General features: G+C 68.6%; 15 protein-coding genes and 1 pseudogene. 9 read left to right on the top strand and 7 right to left on the bottom strand.

Annotation, left to right across the window (positions count from 1 at the left end):
* The first annotated feature begins 1,324 nt into the window (after window positions 1-1,324).
* Together V5P93_RS29615 and V5P93_RS29610 are read left to right on the top strand one after the other, a co-directional pair.
* Window positions 1,325-2,482: an acyl-CoA dehydrogenase family protein gene (locus tag V5P93_RS29615; protein WP_104481795.1), complete on the top strand. Its 1,158-nt coding sequence runs from the start codon at window positions 1,325-1,327 to the stop codon at window positions 2,480-2,482.
* Window positions 2,483-2,490: 8 nt separating this feature from the next.
* A complete protein-coding gene (locus V5P93_RS29610; RefSeq protein WP_104481796.1) occupies window positions 2,491-3,147 on the top strand; it encodes a TetR/AcrR family transcriptional regulator in 657 nt (218 codons plus the stop codon).
* Window positions 3,148-3,554: 407 nt separating this feature from the next.
* Here the strand turns inward: V5P93_RS29610 and V5P93_RS29605 are convergent, their stop codons facing one another.
* The 3 genes from V5P93_RS29605 to V5P93_RS29595 form a co-directional block, all read right to left on the bottom strand.
* Window positions 3,555-4,364, bottom strand: coding sequence for an aminoglycoside adenylyltransferase domain-containing protein (locus V5P93_RS29605; protein WP_104481797.1), 810 nt, complete (start codon window positions 4,362-4,364; stop codon window positions 3,555-3,557).
* Window positions 4,365-5,482: 1,118 nt separating this feature from the next.
* Complete coding sequence (locus V5P93_RS29600) at window positions 5,483-7,645, bottom strand: 3-hydroxyacyl-CoA dehydrogenase NAD-binding domain-containing protein (protein ID WP_104481798.1); 2,163 nt, start codon at window positions 7,643-7,645, stop codon at window positions 5,483-5,485.
* Window positions 7,646-7,652: 7 nt separating this feature from the next.
* Window positions 7,653-8,867, bottom strand: coding sequence for an acetyl-CoA C-acetyltransferase (locus tag V5P93_RS29595; protein ID WP_104481799.1), 1,215 nt, complete (start codon window positions 8,865-8,867; stop codon window positions 7,653-7,655).
* Between the two features lie 120 nt (window positions 8,868-8,987).
* On the opposite strand from V5P93_RS29595, the gene V5P93_RS29590 reads away from it, so the two are divergent.
* Entirely contained in the window at window positions 8,988-10,190 is a 1,203-nt protein-coding gene (locus V5P93_RS29590) for a TetR/AcrR family transcriptional regulator (RefSeq protein ID WP_104481800.1), read from the top strand.
* Here V5P93_RS29590 and V5P93_RS29585 read toward each other — a convergent pair.
* Window positions 10,187-10,405, bottom strand: coding sequence for a hypothetical protein (locus V5P93_RS29585; RefSeq protein ID WP_104481801.1), 219 nt, complete (start codon window positions 10,403-10,405; stop codon window positions 10,187-10,189). The genes V5P93_RS29590 and V5P93_RS29585 overlap by 4 nt on opposite strands.
* On the opposite strand from V5P93_RS29585, the pseudogene V5P93_RS29580 reads away from it, so the two are divergent.
* The 4 genes and pseudogenes from V5P93_RS29580 to V5P93_RS29565 all read left to right on the top strand — a co-directional run bounded on the left by V5P93_RS29580 (window position 10,350) and on the right by V5P93_RS29565 (window position 12,088).
* Window positions 10,350-11,353 (top strand): annotated as a pseudogene (locus tag V5P93_RS29580) (helix-turn-helix domain-containing protein). The gene V5P93_RS29585 and the pseudogene V5P93_RS29580 sit on opposite strands and share 56 nt — an antisense overlap.
* On the top strand, window positions 11,343-11,528 hold the full coding sequence (locus V5P93_RS29575) for a DUF397 domain-containing protein (RefSeq protein WP_374065106.1): 186 nt from the start codon (window positions 11,343-11,345) through the stop codon (window positions 11,526-11,528). The pseudogene V5P93_RS29580 and the gene V5P93_RS29575 overlap by 11 nt, the downstream one beginning before the upstream one ends.
* 13 nt (window positions 11,529-11,541) lie before the next feature.
* Complete coding sequence (locus tag V5P93_RS29570; protein ID WP_104481805.1) at window positions 11,542-11,844, top strand: DUF397 domain-containing protein; 303 nt, start codon at window positions 11,542-11,544, stop codon at window positions 11,842-11,844.
* A gap of 82 nt (window positions 11,845-11,926) precedes the next feature.
* A complete protein-coding gene (locus V5P93_RS29565) occupies window positions 11,927-12,088 on the top strand; it encodes a DUF397 domain-containing protein (RefSeq protein WP_104481806.1) in 162 nt (53 codons plus the stop codon).
* On the opposite strand, the gene V5P93_RS29560 is transcribed toward V5P93_RS29565, so the two are convergent.
* The 3 genes from V5P93_RS29560 to V5P93_RS29550 form a co-directional block, all read right to left on the bottom strand.
* Window positions 12,080-13,378 (bottom strand): hypothetical protein, encoded by a 1,299-nt coding sequence (locus tag V5P93_RS29560; protein ID WP_104481807.1) that lies wholly within the window; start codon window positions 13,376-13,378, stop codon window positions 12,080-12,082. The genes V5P93_RS29565 and V5P93_RS29560 overlap by 9 nt on opposite strands.
* 176 nt (window positions 13,379-13,554) lie before the next feature.
* Entirely contained in the window at window positions 13,555-14,412 is an 858-nt protein-coding gene (locus tag V5P93_RS29555; protein WP_104481808.1) for a tetratricopeptide repeat protein, read from the bottom strand.
* On the bottom strand, window positions 14,330-14,866 hold the full coding sequence (locus V5P93_RS29550; RefSeq protein WP_181043759.1) for a hypothetical protein: 537 nt from the start codon (window positions 14,864-14,866) through the stop codon (window positions 14,330-14,332). The genes V5P93_RS29555 and V5P93_RS29550 overlap by 83 nt, the downstream gene beginning before the upstream one ends.
* 803 nt (window positions 14,867-15,669) lie before the next feature.
* On the opposite strand from V5P93_RS29550, the gene uraD reads away from it, so the two are divergent.
* Together uraD and V5P93_RS29540 are read left to right on the top strand one after the other, a co-directional pair.
* A complete protein-coding gene (uraD, locus tag V5P93_RS29545; protein WP_219824124.1) occupies window positions 15,670-16,173 on the top strand; it encodes a 2-oxo-4-hydroxy-4-carboxy-5-ureidoimidazoline decarboxylase in 504 nt (167 codons plus the stop codon).
* A 515-nt stretch (window positions 16,174-16,688) separates the two neighbouring features.
* The gene (locus tag V5P93_RS29540) at window positions 16,689-18,677 is read left to right on the top strand and encodes an EAL domain-containing protein (RefSeq protein WP_104481811.1); all 1,989 of its coding nucleotides are present in this window, start codon (window positions 16,689-16,691) and stop codon (window positions 18,675-18,677) included.
* Window positions 18,678-18,745: the final 68 nt, after the last annotated feature.

Raw genomic sequence — 18,745 nt, 5'->3', positions numbered from 1 at the left:
GCTGGCTGTCCTCAACCCAGCGTCGGCGCCCGCCCTCCGCTCAAGCCCGGCCGTCATTCCCCCACGCCCACCAACCAACACCAGCAACCCGTCCGCGCCCGCCGTTGTTCTCTCAACCTCGCCACTCCCATTCCGAGAGTGGCGATCGTTCCGCCTGCGCCCAGGCCAACGTCAGCAACAGCCATCAGCCGATCCTGGTGTTGCTCGGCAACCCCATCGCTGCCCTTCCAACTGCGGCAGGTCCCGCACCCTCCCAACCCAACATTCACAACCGCCGATTCCGACGCGGTTCCCCAAACTTGCCGCTACCCTGCCAACCGCAGCGGTCAGTCCCACACGCGCTCAAGCCACCACCAACAACCCCCGCCCACCCCGTTCGACGGACCGCCGCACACCCTCGCGCAACACACCAATCCCGCACGCCACCCCGACCTCGACACCGCATCACCCTTCGACGCACCCACTACTTCAGGCGCACCCGTCCCCTCAGACGCGCCCCGCCGACCCGTCACGTCTCGTCGGTCCGTGGCAGACCGGGATTGCCTGGCGCGATTCGCCGATCGTCTTTCACGCCGCGGATCTCCGCCTGCCTTGTTTTCACTGGCCCTGGGCGCACCGTGTCAACCTTCGGCGCACCCGCTACTTCGGGCGCGCCCTGTCCTCGTCGATGCACCCCCGCCGAGGGCTGCGCGTCTCGTCGGCTCATGGCAGACCGGGATTGCCTGGCGCGATTCGCCGATCGTCTTTCACGCCGCGGATCTCCGCCTGCCTTGTATTCATCGGCCCTGGGCGCACCGCGTCACACTTTGGCGCACCCGCCACTTCGGGCGCGCCCTGCCCTCGTCGATGCACCCGCGGAGGGCTGCGCGTCTCGTCGGCTCATGGCAGACCGGGAATGTCTGGCGCGATTCGCCGGTCGCTTTTCACGCCGCAGATCTCCGCCTGCCTTGCTTCCGCTGGCCCTGGGTGCACCGCGTCAACCTTCGGGCACACCTGCCACTTCGGGCGCACCCGTCCTCCTCGATACGCCCCGCCGACCCGTCACGCTCGTCGGTCCATGGCACAGCAGGAATGCCCAGCGCGATTCGCCGGTCGCCATTCCCCAACCGCCCCTCGCCTGCCTTGTCTCCATCAGCCTTCGATGCACCGCGCCGCCCCTCGACGCGCTCCGTCCATCCTCGGCCCGCCTCACCGATCCCCGCGCAACCCCGGTCGTCCTCGGCGCTCTCGTCAGCCCCGGGCGCGTTCCACCCCAGTGCGCCTCACACCCGCACCCTGTCCATCCCCATCGCCCCGCCGTCCCCATCCCCACCAAGGAGTAGCCGTGAGTTTCACCGAGTCTGACGAGCGGCAGGCGCTGCGGCGCGCAGTCGCGGAGCTGGGCCGCAAGTACGGCCCCCAATACACCCTCAACGCCGCCCGCACCGGCCGGCACACCACCGAGCTGTGGGCCGAAGCCGCCGCCCTCGGCTACCTCGGCGTCAACGTCCCCGAGGAGTACGGCGGCGGAGGCGGCGGCATCGGCGACCTGGCCGCCGTCTGCGAGGAACTGGGCGCCGCGGGCACCGGCCTCCTGCAAATGGTCCTCTCCCCGGCCATCTGCGCCACGATCATCGCCCGCTTCGGTACCGACCCGCAAAAACAACGGTGGCTCCCCGGTTTCGCCGACGGTTCCACACGCATGGCCTTCGCCATCACCGAATCCGAAGCCGGGTCCAACGCCCACCGACTCACCACCACCGCCCACCGCCGACCGGACGGCTGGACCCTCTCCGGTGACAAGGTCTTCATCTCCTGCGTCGACGAGTCCGGCGTCGTCCTCGTCGTCGCCCGCACCGAGGACGCCCGGACCGGCAAGCTCAAACCCGCCCTCTTCATCGTCCCCACCGACGCCCCCGGCTTCACCTACCGGCGCATCGACATGGACATCCTCCTCCCCGACCACCAGTTCACCCTCCACCTCGACCAGGTGCCCCTCCCGCCGGACGCCCTGGTCGGCGACGAGGACGCCGCCCTCACGCAACTCTTCGCCGGGCTCAACCCCGAACGGATCATGGCCGCCTCGTTCGCCGTCGGCATGGGCCGCCACGCCCTGGACAAGGCCGTCGACTACGCCAAGACCCGACAGGTCTGGAAGGACCCGATCGGCGCGCACCAGGCCATCGCCCACCCGCTCGCCCAAGTCAAGATCGAACTGGAGTTGGCCAAGCTCATGACGCAGAAGGCCGCCCACCTCTACGACGCGGGCGACGACCTGGCCGCCGGGGAGGCCGCGAACATGGCCAAGTACGCCGCCGGGGAGGCCGTCGTCAAGGCCGTCGACGCCGCCGTGCAGACGCACGGCGGGAACGGGCTGGCCACCGAGTACGGTCTCGGTGCCCTCCTCGCGGCGTCCCGGGTGTCCCGGATCGCCCCGGTGAGCCGCGAGATGATCCTGAACTTCGTGGCGCAGTTCAGCCTGGGACTGCCCAAGTCCTACTAGGGGGCCCAGTGACCGAACCGCGCCAGGACCGCAGCCGCCTGACCCGTCAACGCCTCCTGGAGTCCGCCGTCGACTGCCTCGCCGACCACGGGTGGACGGGCAGCACGGTCTCGGTGGTCGCCGAACGCGCGGGCGTGTCCCGGGGCGCGACCCAACACCACTTCCCCACGCGCGAGGCCCTGTTCATGGCCGCCATCGAGTACGTCACCGCCGAGCGCCTCACCTACCTGCGGTCCGGCCTACCCGACCTCCCGGCGGGCCGCGACCGCACGGAGTTCGTCGTCCTCACCATCGGCGAGATGTACTCGGGCAAGCTCTTCAAGGCCGCCCTGCAACTGTGGGTCGCCGCCGCCTCCGACGACCAGCTACGGGACCAGGTCGTCCCCCTGGAAGCGCACGTCGGCCGCGAAGCCCACCGCGTCGCCGTGGCAGCGCTCGGAGTGGACGAATCCCGCCCCGGCGTCCGCGAAGCCGTCCAAGCCACCCTCGACCTCGCCCGCGGCCTGGGCCTGGCCAACCTCCTGACCGACGACACCAACCGCCGCCACCGAATCCTCACCGAATGGGCCACCGTCCTCACCCGCGCGGTGACCACCCCCAACCCCGACAGCCCCGTGCCCACCCCTGTGGACAACTCCGAGCGCCCCGACGACCACGCCCCCTAAGCTCGAAAACACCAGGACCGTGGCATGGCTCAGGGCGTTCAGGCACCAGCCGGTGAACGCCGGCACAAGGCCGCCCTCGACACGGCCGACCCGCCGCCGGTGTCGCACGCGCTCAAGCCAACGTCGGCCACCGCCGTCCTCCCCATTCGACGGACCGCCGCACGTCCCCGTTCGCCCGAGCCCTCAGGTGGTGTCGCTCCGCGCCGCTCCAGCCCACCCCTGCCCAGGGGGTCGGGCCCGTTCGCGATGCCTCCGAGCCACCGCCGTCCTCCCGGTTCGACGGACCGCCGCATGCCCTCGTTCGCCCGAGCCGTCAGGTGGTGTCGCTCCGCGCCGCCCTGGCCCGCCCCTGCCCAGAGGGTCGGGCCGGTTCGCGATGCTCCACGCCAACCGCCGGCTTCCCCGACTCAGCCGCGCGGCAACTGCCCCGCGTCCTTGATCACGTGGTCCAGGAAGTCGAGCACGTCCCGCCGCCGTGCGCGACGAGCCCCGTACCGCGACGGCCCACCTTCCTGGCGATGGAGGCGCAGCGACTCATCGACGATTCGGTGCCACCGAGAGGAAAACACCTCCCGCGCGTACACCCCCGCCGCACCCTTGGAGGCTATCCGCTTCGTCGTCAGGGTGTAGTGCAGGCGACTGACTCCGAGGACACACCAGGCCGGACCCCCATCGGTCAACAACAGCAACCCGCGCCGGGAGAACGACCGCGAGCCCACTCGATGCCAGCCACGCCAATAGGTATCCACGTTCTCGCGAACGGAATCCGCCAACCCGGTCGGATCCGTCCACACCCCGATGTCGTCGATGACCGGCCCCCGCACCACGATCCCCGACTGCGCCAGCGAATGCCACGTAACCGGATGCCGCTCCCTCATCGTCGAACCCGTCACCCGCCCCCGCCCAAGCACATGCACCCCAGGCCCGGACTTCCGCGGATCACTCGCCAAATCCGCCCACGTGACATACGGCCCATCAAAGTCGACCCGATGACGCCTGGCCAGTTCCCGGTGAACCCGCCGAACGGCCACGATCGTGTCCCCAACCAGACGACCGGCCGTGACAGCGACAAAGTCGATATCGCTCTGACCGGGCCGATAGTCATCAAGAGCAAGAGAACCGACCAGGTACAGCCCCTCCACCAACCCCGGCGCCACCTCATCGATCGCGGCCAGGTAATCGGCCGTGATGGTCTGGACCTTCTCCGGTAACCCCATGCGGTCAGAATGGCACAGCCGGTGATCCAGATGGCGGATTTACCGATCGGCCAGGCCAACCCCCGCCTCGGGCGGCACCCGGCCGTAGACGTGAAGCGAGACGCCAACACGCGAAGTGACGAGCCCGTGCGCGGCCCCGGTGAGCAGCGTGAGCGCGAGGCCCGGGCGGAGCGGGTTGAGCGGAATCGTGCGGGCGCGCGCGGGGCGGCCTGGAAGGCGGTGGGCCAGCCTGCGGGCACGGGCGGCACCGGGTGGCCGGACTGCGGGCACGGGCGGCACCGGCGACCACTGCTCCCAGCCCGAACTCGACCCTGCCCCCATCGCCTACTTGGCGCTACCGCGTCTGATGGCGTCCCGCCCCCAATCGCCCACTTGGCGTTACCGCAGCCGATGGCGTCCTGCCCTAACCGCGCTCCCTTGGCACCACAGCGTCTGATGGCGTCGCGCCCCAACCAGCTCACTCGGCGCTGCCGCGTCTGATGGCGTCCCGCCCAATCGCTCACTTGGCACCACCGCGTCCGATGGCGCTGCGTCCCAGTCCTCCCGAGGTCGCCGCACCGGCCGCCCAGTCGGAGTGAGCGGGACGTCATCGGGCGAGACGCCAACGCGAGTGGCGAGTTCGGGTGCGGCGCCGGTGGGCAGTGTGGGCGTGAGGCGCGGCAGTGGCGGTCGTGTGGATCGCGTGCGCTCGGTCGGGGGCGGAGCGGAGGGGGTGGGGGGTGGGTTAGGGAGTGTGGGACGGGCGAGGAGGCGGTGGGTCGGTGGGGCAGCGGGGTGGTTGGAGACGGGGTGGAGTGGTTGTGCTGCGGGGAGAGTGGGCTGGTGACAGGGCTGTGCGGTGCGGGTGGGTGGGGCTGGCTCGTGACGGTTTCCCGCTTGGTCGCACTGCATATTTCAAGCAACGAAATCGAACACCTGTTTGGTTCCCGATTTTGGTCGCTCGATTGGCTGATCACGGTCGAGGGGCGGTTGGTTCGTGTGCGTGCGGGGTGTGGAGTTTGGGGTGCCGGTGATCTCGTTGGGGTGCGCGGCCGGGCCCGAGGGAGTGGGTCCGGCCGCGCGTTGGTGTGGAACGGGCGTTAGATGGTTATTCGTACGTGAGGGGATACGGGGGTGGGTTACGCGTAGTGGGAACCGTTGGTGGCTTTGGTTTCCAGGGAGGTTGGGGGGCGGAAGCGGTCGCCGTAGCGGTCGGCCAGTTGGTGGGCTCGGGCCACGAAGCCGGGGAGGCCGCCCGGGTAGCCGTTGATGTACTGGAGGACGCCGCCGGTCCACGGGGGGAAGCCGATGCCGAAGATGGAGCCGATGTTGGCGTCGGGGACGGTGCGCAGGACTCCTTCGTCGACGCACTTGACGGTTTCCAGGGCTTCGGCGAAGAGCATGCGCTCCTGCATGTCCTCGAAGGGGATCTCGGTGCCGGTGTGGAAGTGTTCGCGCAGGCCGGGCCAGAGGACGGTGCGCTTGCCTTCCTCGTCGTAGGAGTAGAAGCCCGCGCCGGAGGAGCGGCCCTTGCGGTCGAACTCGTCAATCAGGCGGTCCAGGACGTGGTCGGCGGGGTGTTCGGGCCAGCTGCCGCCCGCGGCCTCGATGGCGGCGCGGCTCTCGTCGCGGATCTTGCGGGGGAGGGTGAAGGTCAGTTCGTCGAGGAGTTGCAGGGGCGGGGCGGGGTAGCCGGCTTGGGAGCCCGCCTGTTCGATGGACGGCGCGGCGATGCCCTCGCCGACCATCGCGACCGCCTCGTTGATGAAGGTGCCGATGACGCGGCTGGTGAAGAAACCGCGGCTGTCGTTGACGACGATCGGGGTCTTCTTGATCTGCAGCGCGTAGTCGAAAGCCTTGGCGAGGGCGACATCCGAGGTCGACTCGCCGACGACGATCTCCAGGAGCGGCATCTTGTCGACCGGCGAGAAGAAGTGCAGACCGATGAAGTCGGACGTGCGCTTGACCCCCTCGGCCAGGTCGGTGATGGGCAGCGTGGACGTGTTGGAACCCAGGAGCGCGTCCGGGGCGACCAAGTCCTCGATCTCGCCGAACACCTTCTTCTTGAGCTCGGGGCTCTCGAAGACGGCCTCGACGACCAGGTCCGCGCCCGCGACGTCGGCGGCGTCGGCCGTGGGCGTGATGCGGGCCAAGACCTCCGCCGCGGCCTCGGCCGTCATCTTGCCGCGCGCGACAGCCTTGTCGAGGATCTTCGCCGAGTATGCCTTGCCCTTCTCGGCCGCCTCCAACGTCACGTCCTTCAACACCACGGGAATCCCCGACCGCGCGGTCGAGTGCGCGATTCCCGCGCCCATCATCCCGGCGCCCAACACCGCCACCTTGCGCGCGGCGAAGGGCTCAACCCCCGACGGGCGGCTGTTCCCCTTGTTGATCGACTGCAGGTCGAAGAAGAACGCCTGGGTCATGTTCTTCGCCGTCTGCCCGACCGCCACGTTCACGAAGTACTGCGTCTCGATCCGCAGCGCCGTGTCGATGTCGACCTGCGCGCCCTCGACCGCCGCCGCCAGGATGTTGCGCGGCGCGGGCATGGGCGCGCCCTTGAGCTGCTTGCGCAGGTTGGCGGGGAACGCCGGGAGGTTGGCCGCGAACTTCGGGTTGGCCGGCGTCCCACCCGGAATCCGATACCCCTCGACATCCCACGGCTGCGCGGCCGACGGATTCGCCTTGATCCACGCCCGAGCACCCGACAGCATCTCGTCGGCCGTGGACGCCATCTCGTCCACCAACCCGAGTTCGAGTGCCTTCGCCACCTTGTGCCGCTGCCCCTGCAAGAGCACGTTCAGCAGCGCGCCCTGGATCCCCAACATCCGCACCGTGCGCACGATCCCGCCGCCACCCGGCAGCAGCCCGAGCGTCACCTCGGGCAGGCCGATCTGGCTGCCACGCACGTCCAGCGCGATCCGATGATGAGTCGCCAGCGCGATCTCGTACCCGCCACCCAGCGCAGCCCCGTTGATGGCCGCCACCACCGGCCTTCCGAGCTGTTCCAGTCGCCTCAGGTCCCGCTTCATCGAATTTACGCGGGTGGTCATCTGGGGCGCATCACTCGATCGGGCGGTGATGAGCTGGTTGAGGTCGCCGCCCGCGAAGAAGGTCTTCTTGCCGGAGGTGATGATCACCCCGGTGATCCCGTCGCGCTCGGCCTCGAGCCGGGACACCGTGGCCGCCAACGAAGTCCGGAACAGGTCGTTCATCGTGTTGGCGCCCTGCGAGGGGTCGTCCAGCGTCAGCGTCACGATGCCGTCGGCGTCGGATTCCCAGCCGATCATGTTGTCGCTCATGCCGTCCTCAGACTCGCTCGATGATGGTCGCGACGCCCATGCCGCCGCCGATGCAGAGGGTGACCAGGCCGCGCCGCGCGCCGCGCCGCTCCAGCTCGTCGAGCAGCGTCCCGGTGATCATCGCCCCGGTCGCGCCGAGCGGGTGCCCCATCGCGATCGCCCCGCCGTTGACGTTGATCTTGGAGTGCGGGATGTCGAGGTCCCTCATGAACTTCAGCACCACCGCCGCGAACGCCTCGTTCAGCTCCCAGACGTCGATGTCCTCCGGCGTCAGACCCGCCAGCGCCAGCGCCTTCTTCGCGGCGGGCGTCGGCCCGGTCAGCATGATCGTCGGTTCGGCACCGGTCACCGCCGCCGACACGATCCGCGCCCGCGGTGTCAACCCCGCGGCGGCCCCGACGGCCTCGTTGCCCACCAGCACCACCGCGGCCCCATCGACGATCCCCGACGAGTTGGCCGCCGTGTGCACGTGGTCGATCCGCTCCACCGCGTGGTACTTCTGCAACGCCACCGCGTCGAAACCACCGAAATCGCCTATCCCGGCGAAAGACGGCTTCAACTTGCCCAAGCTCTCCACGGTCGATTCGGGACGCATGTGCTCGTCGTGGTCGAGCAGCACCACCCCGTTGCGGTCCCTAACCGGCACCACGGACTTCGCGAAGTACCCGGCGGACCACGCAGCAGCAGCACGCCGCTGCGATTCAGCCGCGTAAGAGTCGACGTCTTCGCGCGTGAACCCCTCCAGCGTCGCGATGAGGTCCGCGCTGATGCCCTGCGGAACGAAGTACGAGTCGTAGTTGGTCTCCGGGTCGTTGAACCACGCACCGCCGTCCGACCCCATCGGCACCCGGGACATGGATTCGACGCCCCCGGCCACGATCAGCTGGTTCCACCCCGACCGCACCTTCTCCGCGGCCGTGTTCACCGCCTCCAGCCCGGACGCGCAGAACCGGTCGATCTGGAGCCCGGCGACCGAGTCCGGCAGTCCCGCCGCGATCGCCGCGCTGCGCGAGATGACCGAGCCCTGGTCGCCGACCGGCGAGACCACCCCCAGGACGATGTCGTCGATGGTGGCCGGGTCGAGGTCGGGGAAGCGGGTGCGCAGCTCCCCGAGGAGGCCCACGACCAGCGAGATGGGCTTGACGCCGTGCAGCGATCCGTTCTGCTTGCCGCGCCCGCGCGGCGTGCGGATCGCCTCGTAGATGAAGGCTTCGGTACTCACGCTAGTCCGATCCTCTCCGGGGCTGGACACCAGCTAATGCCCATTAACATACTCGCGAGTATCCGCTGGTTGTCAACGTAGGGTGTGTGCCTTAGCGTGGTAATCCGCATCTCACGAGACATGTCACGGCAGGAGGCCCGGTTGACCAGCGGTGCACCTGTCCGCCGACCCCGCGACCGCAAGGCCCAGCTGGCCAGGGCCGCCGCCGAGCTGTTCGGCAGGCGCGGTTACCACGCGGTCGGCGTCAATGACATCGCCGCTGCGGCGGGCGTCACCGGGCCTGCCCTCTACAGGCATTTCCAGAACAAGCAGGACGTGCTGGGGTACGTGCTGCTCACCGGCGTCGACAAGCTCACCGTGCGCGTCTGCACGGCGGTGGAGGGCGTGGAGAACGACCCGGAACGCGGTTTGCGTCCTCTGCTGGAGGCAGCCGCCGAGGTGTCGATCGAAGAGCGGGCCCTGACCGCGTTGTGGCGGTGGCAGGGGCGTCACCTGCACGCGGGTGACCAGAAGGAGATCCGGCGGCGCGTGGGCGCCCTCTTGGCGCAGTGGCTCAAGGGGCTAAGAGCCCTCCGACCGGAGTTGGACGACGGTGCGGCCGATGTGATCTGTTTTGCCGCGTTGAGTGTCTTCGGCAGCGTTGGTGACCATCACGCCACGCTGCCGACCCCGGAGTTCACGCGTCTCTTGGCGCGGTTGGGGGAGACCGTGGTTCGGACCCCCCTACCGACCGAGCAGGCCCCCACTGTGTGGCGAACTCGTGCCCCCGCGCCCACGCGTCGTGAAGAGCTTCTTACGGCCGCGACCCGCCTCTTCCGCGACCGCGGCTTTCACGCGGTGAGCATGGAGGACATCGGTGCGGCCGCCGGTATAGCGGGACCGAGCATCTATAGGCACTTCACAAGTAAGTCGGACATCCTCTTGGCCGCGAGCCGTCGTATGGCGGACAGGCTAAGACTCGGTTTGGACAATTCCCTTGCTACGGCGACAAATGCTGAAGATGCCCTGCGCAGGCTCGTACGGTCGTATGTGGACACGGTGCTGCGGTCCGACGACCTGATCGCCGTCTACACGGCCGAACTCGTCAACCTCCCCGAAAGAGATGGCAAAGAACTCCGTGTCCTGCAACGGGAGTACGTGACGGAGTGGGTACGATTGCTGCGTGAGGTCCGACCGGGTATGTCGGACCCGGCGGCCAGAGTGGTGGTCCACGCGGCCCTGACGATCGTCAACGACCTGCCAAGAACCGGACGTGTGAACGGCCGCGCCACCCTGGCCGCCGAACTCGCCGCGCTCGCCGCGGCGGTGTTGGTCGCCGACTAGGCGCGGGCGGCCTCGGCGTACTCGGCCTGGGCCTGGGCGAGCTCGGTGAGCGCGCCTTCGGACATGGTGACAAAGCGCCGCAGGCTGGCGCCCTCGACGACCAGGCTGAAGCCGTCGAGGGTGAACTCGATGTCGTCCGCATTGGTTACCTGGTAGGACATGTCGCAGTCGGCGGGGACCTGGAGCCAGACCTCGACGTTGGGGTTGCTCGGCATTGGCGGAACCTCCACTATTTGCCACACTGCACGGGGTTGTCCGCGTGCGGTGACCGAAGGTAGGGCGTTGCCCGCAGAGCTAGAAAGCCGTGGGGAGGAGCAGGGGATGGGTGGGAATCACCGACCGGCCACGCCGAAGGACCGGGCCTTGGGTGCCGAATTGCGAGCGATCCGTCAAGAAGCGGGCCTGAGCTTGGCTGATGTGTGCAGGGTGATCGACTGGCAGGAGTCCACGCTGAGCAGACTAGAGCGCGGGCACCGCAAGATTTCACCCGAAGCGGTGATGGGGCTGGCGGTCGTCTACCGGCTTCCGTCGGGCCGTCGGGACGAATTGGTGGCAAGGGCTAAGGAGTTGCCTGCTGTCGGTTGGTGGGATCGACAGGTGCCGGGCGTCCCGGCGGACACGGGTGCGCTGGCGAGCTTCGAGCACGAGGCGATACGCATCACGAACTGGAGTCCGGGGCTCATTCCGGGACTGCTCCAGACCCAGGAATACACGATGGCGCTCATGCTCGACCGGGAGGTCTCGGAGAAGGAGGTGCACGCGAGGTTGCGGGCGCGGCGACAACGCCAGGAGGTGCTTCAGCGACGAAACGTCGACTACACGGCGTTGATCGGGGCGGCCGCGCTGCGGAACCAGCTGGGTGACACGCAGGTGTTCGCCGCCCAGCTTCGCCACCTAGTGCGCATGGGCGACAGGAGGGTGTCGTTGTGCGCATCGTTGATCAACCGACTGCCTTGGTGGTCTGCGACTGGCATTTGATGGAGTTTGCGCAGACCGGTGGCATGGTGCACATCGAGCACTACGACTCGGCGACCTTCCTGTCCGATGACGAGTGCAAGCCATATGTGCACGCCCGGCAAGTGCTCAAAGAACGCGCTCTGAGCGAGCAGGGGACACGGGATAGGCTTGAGGCTGAAATTGAGCGTGTAATTCTTGGAGGTTGAGTTGCGACCAGAGTCGTTGCGTTACAAGAAGTCCAGTCGGTCTGGCAGTCACTCCAACTGCGTCGAGGTTGCCCACACCCTCACCCACCTGCGCGACAGCAAGAACCCGGCCGGCCCTACCCTCGCCGCCAACGCCCATGCTCTGATCATCTACGTCCGTTCCGCCCAGCGCTAAGGACAGGTGACCCATGCCGACCTCGACGCGGTTCAAGAAGTCCAGCTTCTCGGCTGCCAACTCCGACTGCGTCGAGGTCGACATCACCCGGCATACCCTGCGGGACAGCAAGAATCCGGGACAGACGTTGACCGGGGATGTCCGGGGGCTCATCGCGCATGTTCGCTACCGCAAATCCAGCTTCTCCGGGGGCAACTCGAACTGCGTCGAGATCGCGCCTGGCCTGCGTGCGGTGCGGGACAGTAAACACCACAGGGCGCTCGCGTGTGACGTGCGCGCGCTCGTGCGGTTCGTCCGATCCGGGCAAGTTCTGTGAACGCCTGCCTCTTACTTTCGCGCGTGCATCCGTGCTCTCATCGATCTACTTCCGAGTACGTTTGACCTGAGGGGCGGGTGCCATGCAGACCACGACACGCTTCCGTAAGTCCAGTCGATCGGGCGCCACTTCCGACTGCGTCGAGATCGGCCACACCCTGCGGACGGTGCGCGACAGCAAGCGCCCGGACGTCGAACTGCACGCGGACATCCGGGCGCTGCTGGACTACCTCCGCTCAGCCTGAGGGCAGGTCACCACGCGGGTTGAGCCCGCCGACCTCGGCCCGCCCGCACCCGGGTGAGTCGATGAAGCCCTGCGCCCTGATCAACGCCACGTTGCGGCATGCCGCCGACTGCGGGCCGATGAACGTGCTCACCACCGTCGAGTTCCGCTCCAACGCGCGCGGGACCACGACGAACACCAGGTGTTGCCCCGGCCCCAGTTTGCCCGTGATCGGCGGTATGCCGTTGACGCGACTGATCCGCGTACCCGCGCGGGTGTCGTCGTAGATGGTGTTGAGCTGGTCGGAGTAGGTCTGCACGTCGAAGGGCAGGATGTCCGTGTCCCTCGTGACCGGTGCGGCGTCGTAGGCCTCGATGTCGTCGCGCAGGCAGGGGTAGCGGGTGGTCAGGTCCGCGTTGTCCTGGATGCCGATACGCCTCAGGAACGCGCTGCGCACCAAGGCGCCGTAGTGGGGCAGGAGCGGCGTATAGGTGTTCCGTTCACATGTGTAGACACTCCGGAGGGTGACGTCGTCGAGGTCCTGGCTGATCGGTGAGGACTGTTTGGTGACGTAGCCGATCGTGTCCGTGGGAACCGAAGGGTCCACGCGGACGATGGGGACCTCGTCTATCCGGCCTAGGTCTACGCCCGTAGGCGTCCGGGTGAGGTAGACCGGGACGCTGAACGGTATGAGCTTGTCCGGGTCGTTGAGGGCACTGGGGTCGTTTTCCTCCAGCGGGCGTCCGTCGTCGTCGGTGTCTTTGATGCACGGGTAGCGGGTGGTGAGGGTTGGGGAGTCCTCTATCCAGAGGGTGTGCAGGAAGTTGGTGCGCACCGAGGAGCCGTAGCGGGGTAAGAGGGGCTTGATGGGGGATGTGATCTCGCAGCGGTAGCGGGGTGCGAGGTATTGGCTGTGGAGGATGCGGGAGGTTGGGGAGTCGTGGCTTACCGCGTAGGTGACTACGCCGTAGCCGATGAAGATGTTGAGACCGTCCGTGCCGTGGCTGTCGAATTCGCTGGTTCTTGCGAACTGGAGACATCCGTCTTTCGCGGCTACCGACTCGTGGACGGTGTAAGAGCGTGGAACAGTGCAGTTCGGCTTCGTAGTGATGGTGGGGGATCCGGTGGTGTCGTAGGAGCCAATGAGCTTGACCCCGCGTCGAGTTGTTGTCTCGGCTATCGCGTTGAAGAGGCCCGCGGTACTGCCGTCTCCGGTGCCCGCGAGTTCTCGGTAGACCGGCGGCCCGGTCGGGTCCGCGGCGGCGGGGAGCGGGATGAGCAGTAGCAGGGCGGCCAGCAAGACTCTGCGCATGGCGTTCTCCCTTGTCGCGTAAGGGAAAACCACGGTAGCGGCGTTGCCGGCGTTCGTGTGCTTGTGGGAACGGACTGGTCCGTTCACCGCATCGACCACTGCACACCGCAGCCGCCCACCCACGGCACCCGTCGGTCGAGAGCGCTGGCCGGGAGCGGTTTCACCGGCTGGCACACCTAGTCGAGCTGCAGCCACAACGCCAGGTCACGGACCACCGTCCGGGTGCTGGGGTGGTCGCGGCCCAGGACTCGAGTCAATTCCACGACCAGATCCGCCAACTCCTCCCGAGCCGCGCGGACATCCCCGGCCGCGTCCTTCCGCCTGGCGATGTTCGCGCGCAACGCCAGGGGGTGCTGGTGGCCGAGAACACGGTGGAAGTCCGGCAGCGCGGTGGTGAACAGCCGCAACGCCTCGTCGCCCGCCCCCGCCTCACCGGTCCAGAAGGCGAGGCCGGCACGAGCCAACAGGGTTTCCTGGTGCTCGGGGCCGAGGAATCGCCCGACGTCGAGGAATCGCCCGAGGTCGATCGTGAGGTCCCGGAACTGGTCCCGGGCCGTTTCCGCCGCTCCCGCCCAGCCGCTCCACATCGCCAACTGGTGCCGGGCGCGCAGCGTCGTCGGGTGCTCCGCGCCGAGTTCGACGTCGGCCCGTGTGACGAGCCTCAGCAGCATGTCCCTGGCTTGCCACGGGTAGCCGGACTCGCCGGTCCACCTGGCCAGGTTTCCCCGTGCCGCCAGCGTGTCCGCATGGGGCGCGCCGAGTACCTCGTTCAACTGCTCGACCAAGCGGGCGAACATCACGCGGGCCCGGCCGACGTTGCCGAGACGACCCGCCAGGTGCGCGATGTTGCTCAGGGTCCGGAGTGTGCCCGCGTGGTTCGCCCCGCGCACCCGCTCCAGGGCGCGCAGCAGGACGATGAACTCGTTGAGCGCGGTGCGGTGCTTGCCCGTCTCACCGGTCCAGTTGGCGATCTCGTGTCGCAGCCCATCGGGACCGAACGTGTGGTGTACCGCTCGGTGCAGTTCCTTCAGCATGGCAAGCGCGCCGACCGGGTCCCCCGCGGTGCCGATCCACTGTGCCAGCGCTTGGCGCGTCGGGAAGGTCGGGGGTCGCTGGGCGGTAGGTGGCCCAGTACAGCGCGAACATGGGTGTGCAGCGTTCACCGGTGAGCGCGGTGGCGGCGATCAGGTCGTGCCCCGCGCGTGCCCACCGCGCCCGTTCGGTGCCCAGGTCCTCGCGGGTGACGGCTTGGACCAGGGGGTGGATCGAGACCACCGCGTCCCGTCCCTCTTTCGTCCGCATGATCAGGTGGACCGCGCGCAGCGCGTTAATGGCGCGCTGGCGCTCCAGGGGATCGGTCAGCGGTCCCTCGAGTCGGAACACGCGGCCCACCGGGATGTCCTCGGCGGCGAAGAAGGCGAGGAGCTTGCGCAGCTTCCGGGCGGACGGGGGCAGCCCGTCGATCGCGACCTTCCAGGTGGTCGCCACGTCTCGGGGTAGTCAGGGGGTTGGCCGTCCTGGTGCATCTCGGCGGCGCGCACGAGGTAGAGGCCGAAGTAGTCGGCGAGGGTCATGCTTTTGGCCTGGGCGAACCCGGCGGCTTGGGCGAGCGCCAAGGGGAGGCAGCCCAGTTCCTCCGCGAGCTTGGCCGCGGTGTCGGCGTCCGGGTCACGGGAAACCCGGGTCAGCAGTTAGGTGGCCGCGCTCAGGGGGCGACGTGGTGGACGAATCCCGGCTGCGGCCAGTTCGCGGCGCGGCTGGTGATCAGCATGTGGGCGTTGCCCACGGCGCGGAGCAGCGTGTGCGCGGCGTTCAGGAACGAAGAGCCACCGGTCTGGTTGTTTGGCCAGCAGCGTGTACACGGAGGGTTGGGCGTTGCCGGTCCTGGACAGGTCGGGTTGGAGGATCCCCAGCAGCGAGCGGAACTCGGGTGAGCCGCGCGGCACTCGCCAGTTGCCCGTTGTGCCACCACACCTGCGGCCGAAGATCAGCTCAACCCTCAGACCTCTCGCGCACAGCCCCCACCACACCTCTGGGGGGACGGCCCCGCTCCAGTCTATCGGGGGTGGGGTGGCTGGGCGGGGGTGGCGGATTTCTGTGGATGGATGTGGGGGATGTGGATAACTGGCTGCGGAAGAAAGTGCTGGTCAGGAAGGGGGCGAGGGGAAGCGGAGTGGGGGTGTGGATGAAAATGACCCGATCGGGGGACGGTGGGAGTGCGTCCGTTCTTCCGGTGGCGGTTCGTTCGTTTGCCGGTGGTCGGGGGCTCCGGCGGCGTGTGTACTGGGGTGGTGCCCTCGCTCCTCACCTTGCTGAACGGGGCCGCCCGCCAGGACGCGGTGGCGGACCTGCTGTCGTGCTGCGCCTCCCTCCGCTGGGCGGACGAGGTGGCGGCGCAGCGGCCGTTCACCAGCCTCGGCGAGGTCGAGGAGGTGTCGACGGCCGTCCTCGCGACGCTGGAGTGGGCGGAGGTCCTGCTGGCGGTCGCGTCGCACCCGCGCTTGGGGGACGGGGTGCGCGGGCACTCGCGGGAGGCGGGGTGGTCGCGGGAGGAGCAGCGGTCCGCGGTTGCGGCTGGTGCGCGGGTGCGGGCGGACCTGGCGCGTGGCAACGCGATCTACGAGCAGAGGTTCGGGCACCTGTTCCTGATCTGCGCGTCCGGGCTCAGCGGTGAGGCCGTGCTGTCCGCGTTGCGCCGGAGGCTGGGGAATGACCGGACGACCGAGCGGGCCACCGTGCGCGCCGAGTTGGCGCGCATCGTCGCGCTGCGACTGCGGCGGCTGGCGGTGCGCTGAGTTCATTGCGGACTCCGTACACCTTACGTTTTTGTGTTGGTAACCGAGCGTAGATGACTTTGGGGTGCAGAATGACCCGAATGGACTACGGGGGTTGTCAGTAATCTGGGCGGTAAGAACGCCGATCATGAGGTGCAGTCCGTGACCGTGTCCCCCGAGTGGGTCGCAGGTGGTGCAAACCATCGAGTGATGACCGAATATCCGTGCGGTGTACGCCCGAGTTCCGCTGTCGGGCACAGCGAGCTGCGGGGTTTCCGCGCGCGGTATGGCATCCCGCCCGGTTGGGGCGGCAACGGGCGGATTGATGACCGCGCGTGTCGGCGGTAAATGCACATAGGCGTGATATGTCACTCGGACGGGCTAAGCATTGGTCCAGAAAATTAGCCCGATGGGGTGGCGCTTGGTACTCGATCGGGTGCAAAGTGGTACCTCCTCGGTAGTACTCACCGGTACCCGGATTCAGGGGACTCACGAGGTCTCCGACCTGTCAGCGAACCGACGAAGGACGGTCTGGCGTGGACCGCGCTGAGCTGGCCGACCAGTGGGCCACCGCGTTGACTCGCGTGGCCGCGCAGGCGCCTGCCCGCGAACCGGTCGAGTTCGACAAGCTGCTCGACCTGCTGCTGGGCTGCCTGGTCGCGGAGGCCAACCTGGCCACCGCCTCCGCCGTCGGCGCCCGGCTGGTGGAGACCGGGTACCACCGGCCGGAGAGCGTGCAGGCCTGCGTCGACGTGCTCGCCTCCGGGCTGCCGCGACTGGCCGATGTGGACGATCGGGAGCGGGTGCCCGCCGTGCTAGCCGCGCTCGTCGCCGGGTTCACCGAAGCGGCCCGCGGTCGCCAGGAGGATCTGCGCGGGGCGCTCGTGGCGGCGCGGGAGAACATCGAGCGCGACCTGCGCGCCAGCGAGGCCCGTTTCCAGGAATTGTTCGCCAACTCCGCGTGGGGCATGGTGATCTCCGACCTGGACGGCGTGGTGATCCGTGACAACGAGGCGCTGGCACTGATGCTCGGGCGCCGTCGTGGGACGCCGCCGCCGCGCAGGCTGGCCGACCTGTTCCACTCTGACGAGTGCGACTACCTCGTGTCCCGCTACGCCGAGCTGGCGGCGGGCGACGGCGACCAGATGCACGAGGAGACGGTCTTCCGCAACGCGGACGGTGAGGCCGCATGGGTGCGAATCGCGGTATCGGTGTTGCGCGACGGGGAAGGTCAGCGGACACAGTTGCTGACGATGGTCGAGGACATCTCCGACCTGCGGCTGCTGGAAGACAAGTTGCACCGGCAGGGCACCCAGGACCGGCTGACCGGTCTGCCGAACCGCCAGGCGTTCGTCGGCGGGCTGGAGGCGGCGCTGGGGGTCGGCGCCGACCTGTCGGTCTTCCACCTGGGGCTGGACGACTTCGCCGTGGTCAACGACGGGGTGGGCCGCTCGGCGGGCGACCACCTGCTGCGCGAGGTCGCGTCGCGGCTGCTGCGGGCGACGGAGCACCTCAACGCGGTCGTGGCCAGGCTCTCGGGTGACGAGTTCGGCGTGATGGTCACGCACGGTCCGCGCGAGCTGGACGTGGGCGCGGTGGCGGGGTCGTTCAACGACGCGTTGGCCGAACCGACCTATGTGGACGGTGAGGGGATCGCGGCGTCGGCGACGATCGCGGTGGTCTCGCTGCCGTCGGCGGACAACGATGCGAACGAACTGCTGCGCGCGACCGACATTGCGCTGCGGCGGCGCAAGCGGCAGGGGCGGCGGCAGTGGTGCATGGTCGACCCGGAGCAGAACGCGCGCTACCGCGAGCACTACCGGCTGGCCGCGAGCGTGCCGGGGGCCTGGGAGAACGGGCAGCTCGACGTCGACCTGTGGCCGGTGGTGACGCTGCCGGACCGCGGCCCGGTCGCGACCCAGGCGCTGCTGCGCTGGGAGCACCCCGAACTGGGGACCCTCGACCGTGAGCGCTGTGAGGAGATCCTGCGCGACACCGGGCTCGGCGTGCCGCTGGGCCACTGGGTCCTGCACCACGCGGCCGAACTGGCGGCGAAGGCCCGGTCGGCGCTGTACCTGGAGCTGACCCCGGAACAGGCGGCCGATCCGGACCTGGTCGCGGTCGTCCGGCGGGTGCTGGCGGACACCGGGCTGGAGGCGGACCAGTTGGAACTGGGGATGCCCGCCCACGCGCTGGGATCCACGGACGGGTTAGCCGACGAGAACCTGATGGTGTTGGTCGACAACGGTGTGCGATCGGTGCTGACCGGGTTCGGGAAGAGCCGGGGCGACCTGGCGTGCCTGGAGGACCTGCCGATCCACACGGTGCGGATGTCGGAGTCGGTGGTGGCGCGGCTGGCGCGGCCGGACCCGACGGCGTTGTTCACGCGGGCGACGATGGACCTGATCCCTATGGTGCGGGAGGTCGGGATCTCGGTGCTGGTGACCGGTTTGACCGAGGCGGCGCAGGCCGACTGGTGGGCGGCGGCGGGTGCGGACCTGGCGTCCGGGCCGGTGTTCGGCTAGTTGTTGCGGGTCATGACGTTGGTGACGGCTGGTAGGGGCTGAGACGAGGGGACGGGTCTTTCGGCGGC

The sequence above is a fragment of the Actinokineospora auranticolor genome (assembly GCF_041897805.1).
Classification (GTDB): Bacteria; Actinomycetota; Actinomycetes; order Mycobacteriales; family Pseudonocardiaceae; genus Actinokineospora; species Actinokineospora auranticolor.
The sequence above is the reverse complement of the archived record's forward strand: the minus strand, read 5'-3'. Positions and strand labels throughout refer to the sequence as shown.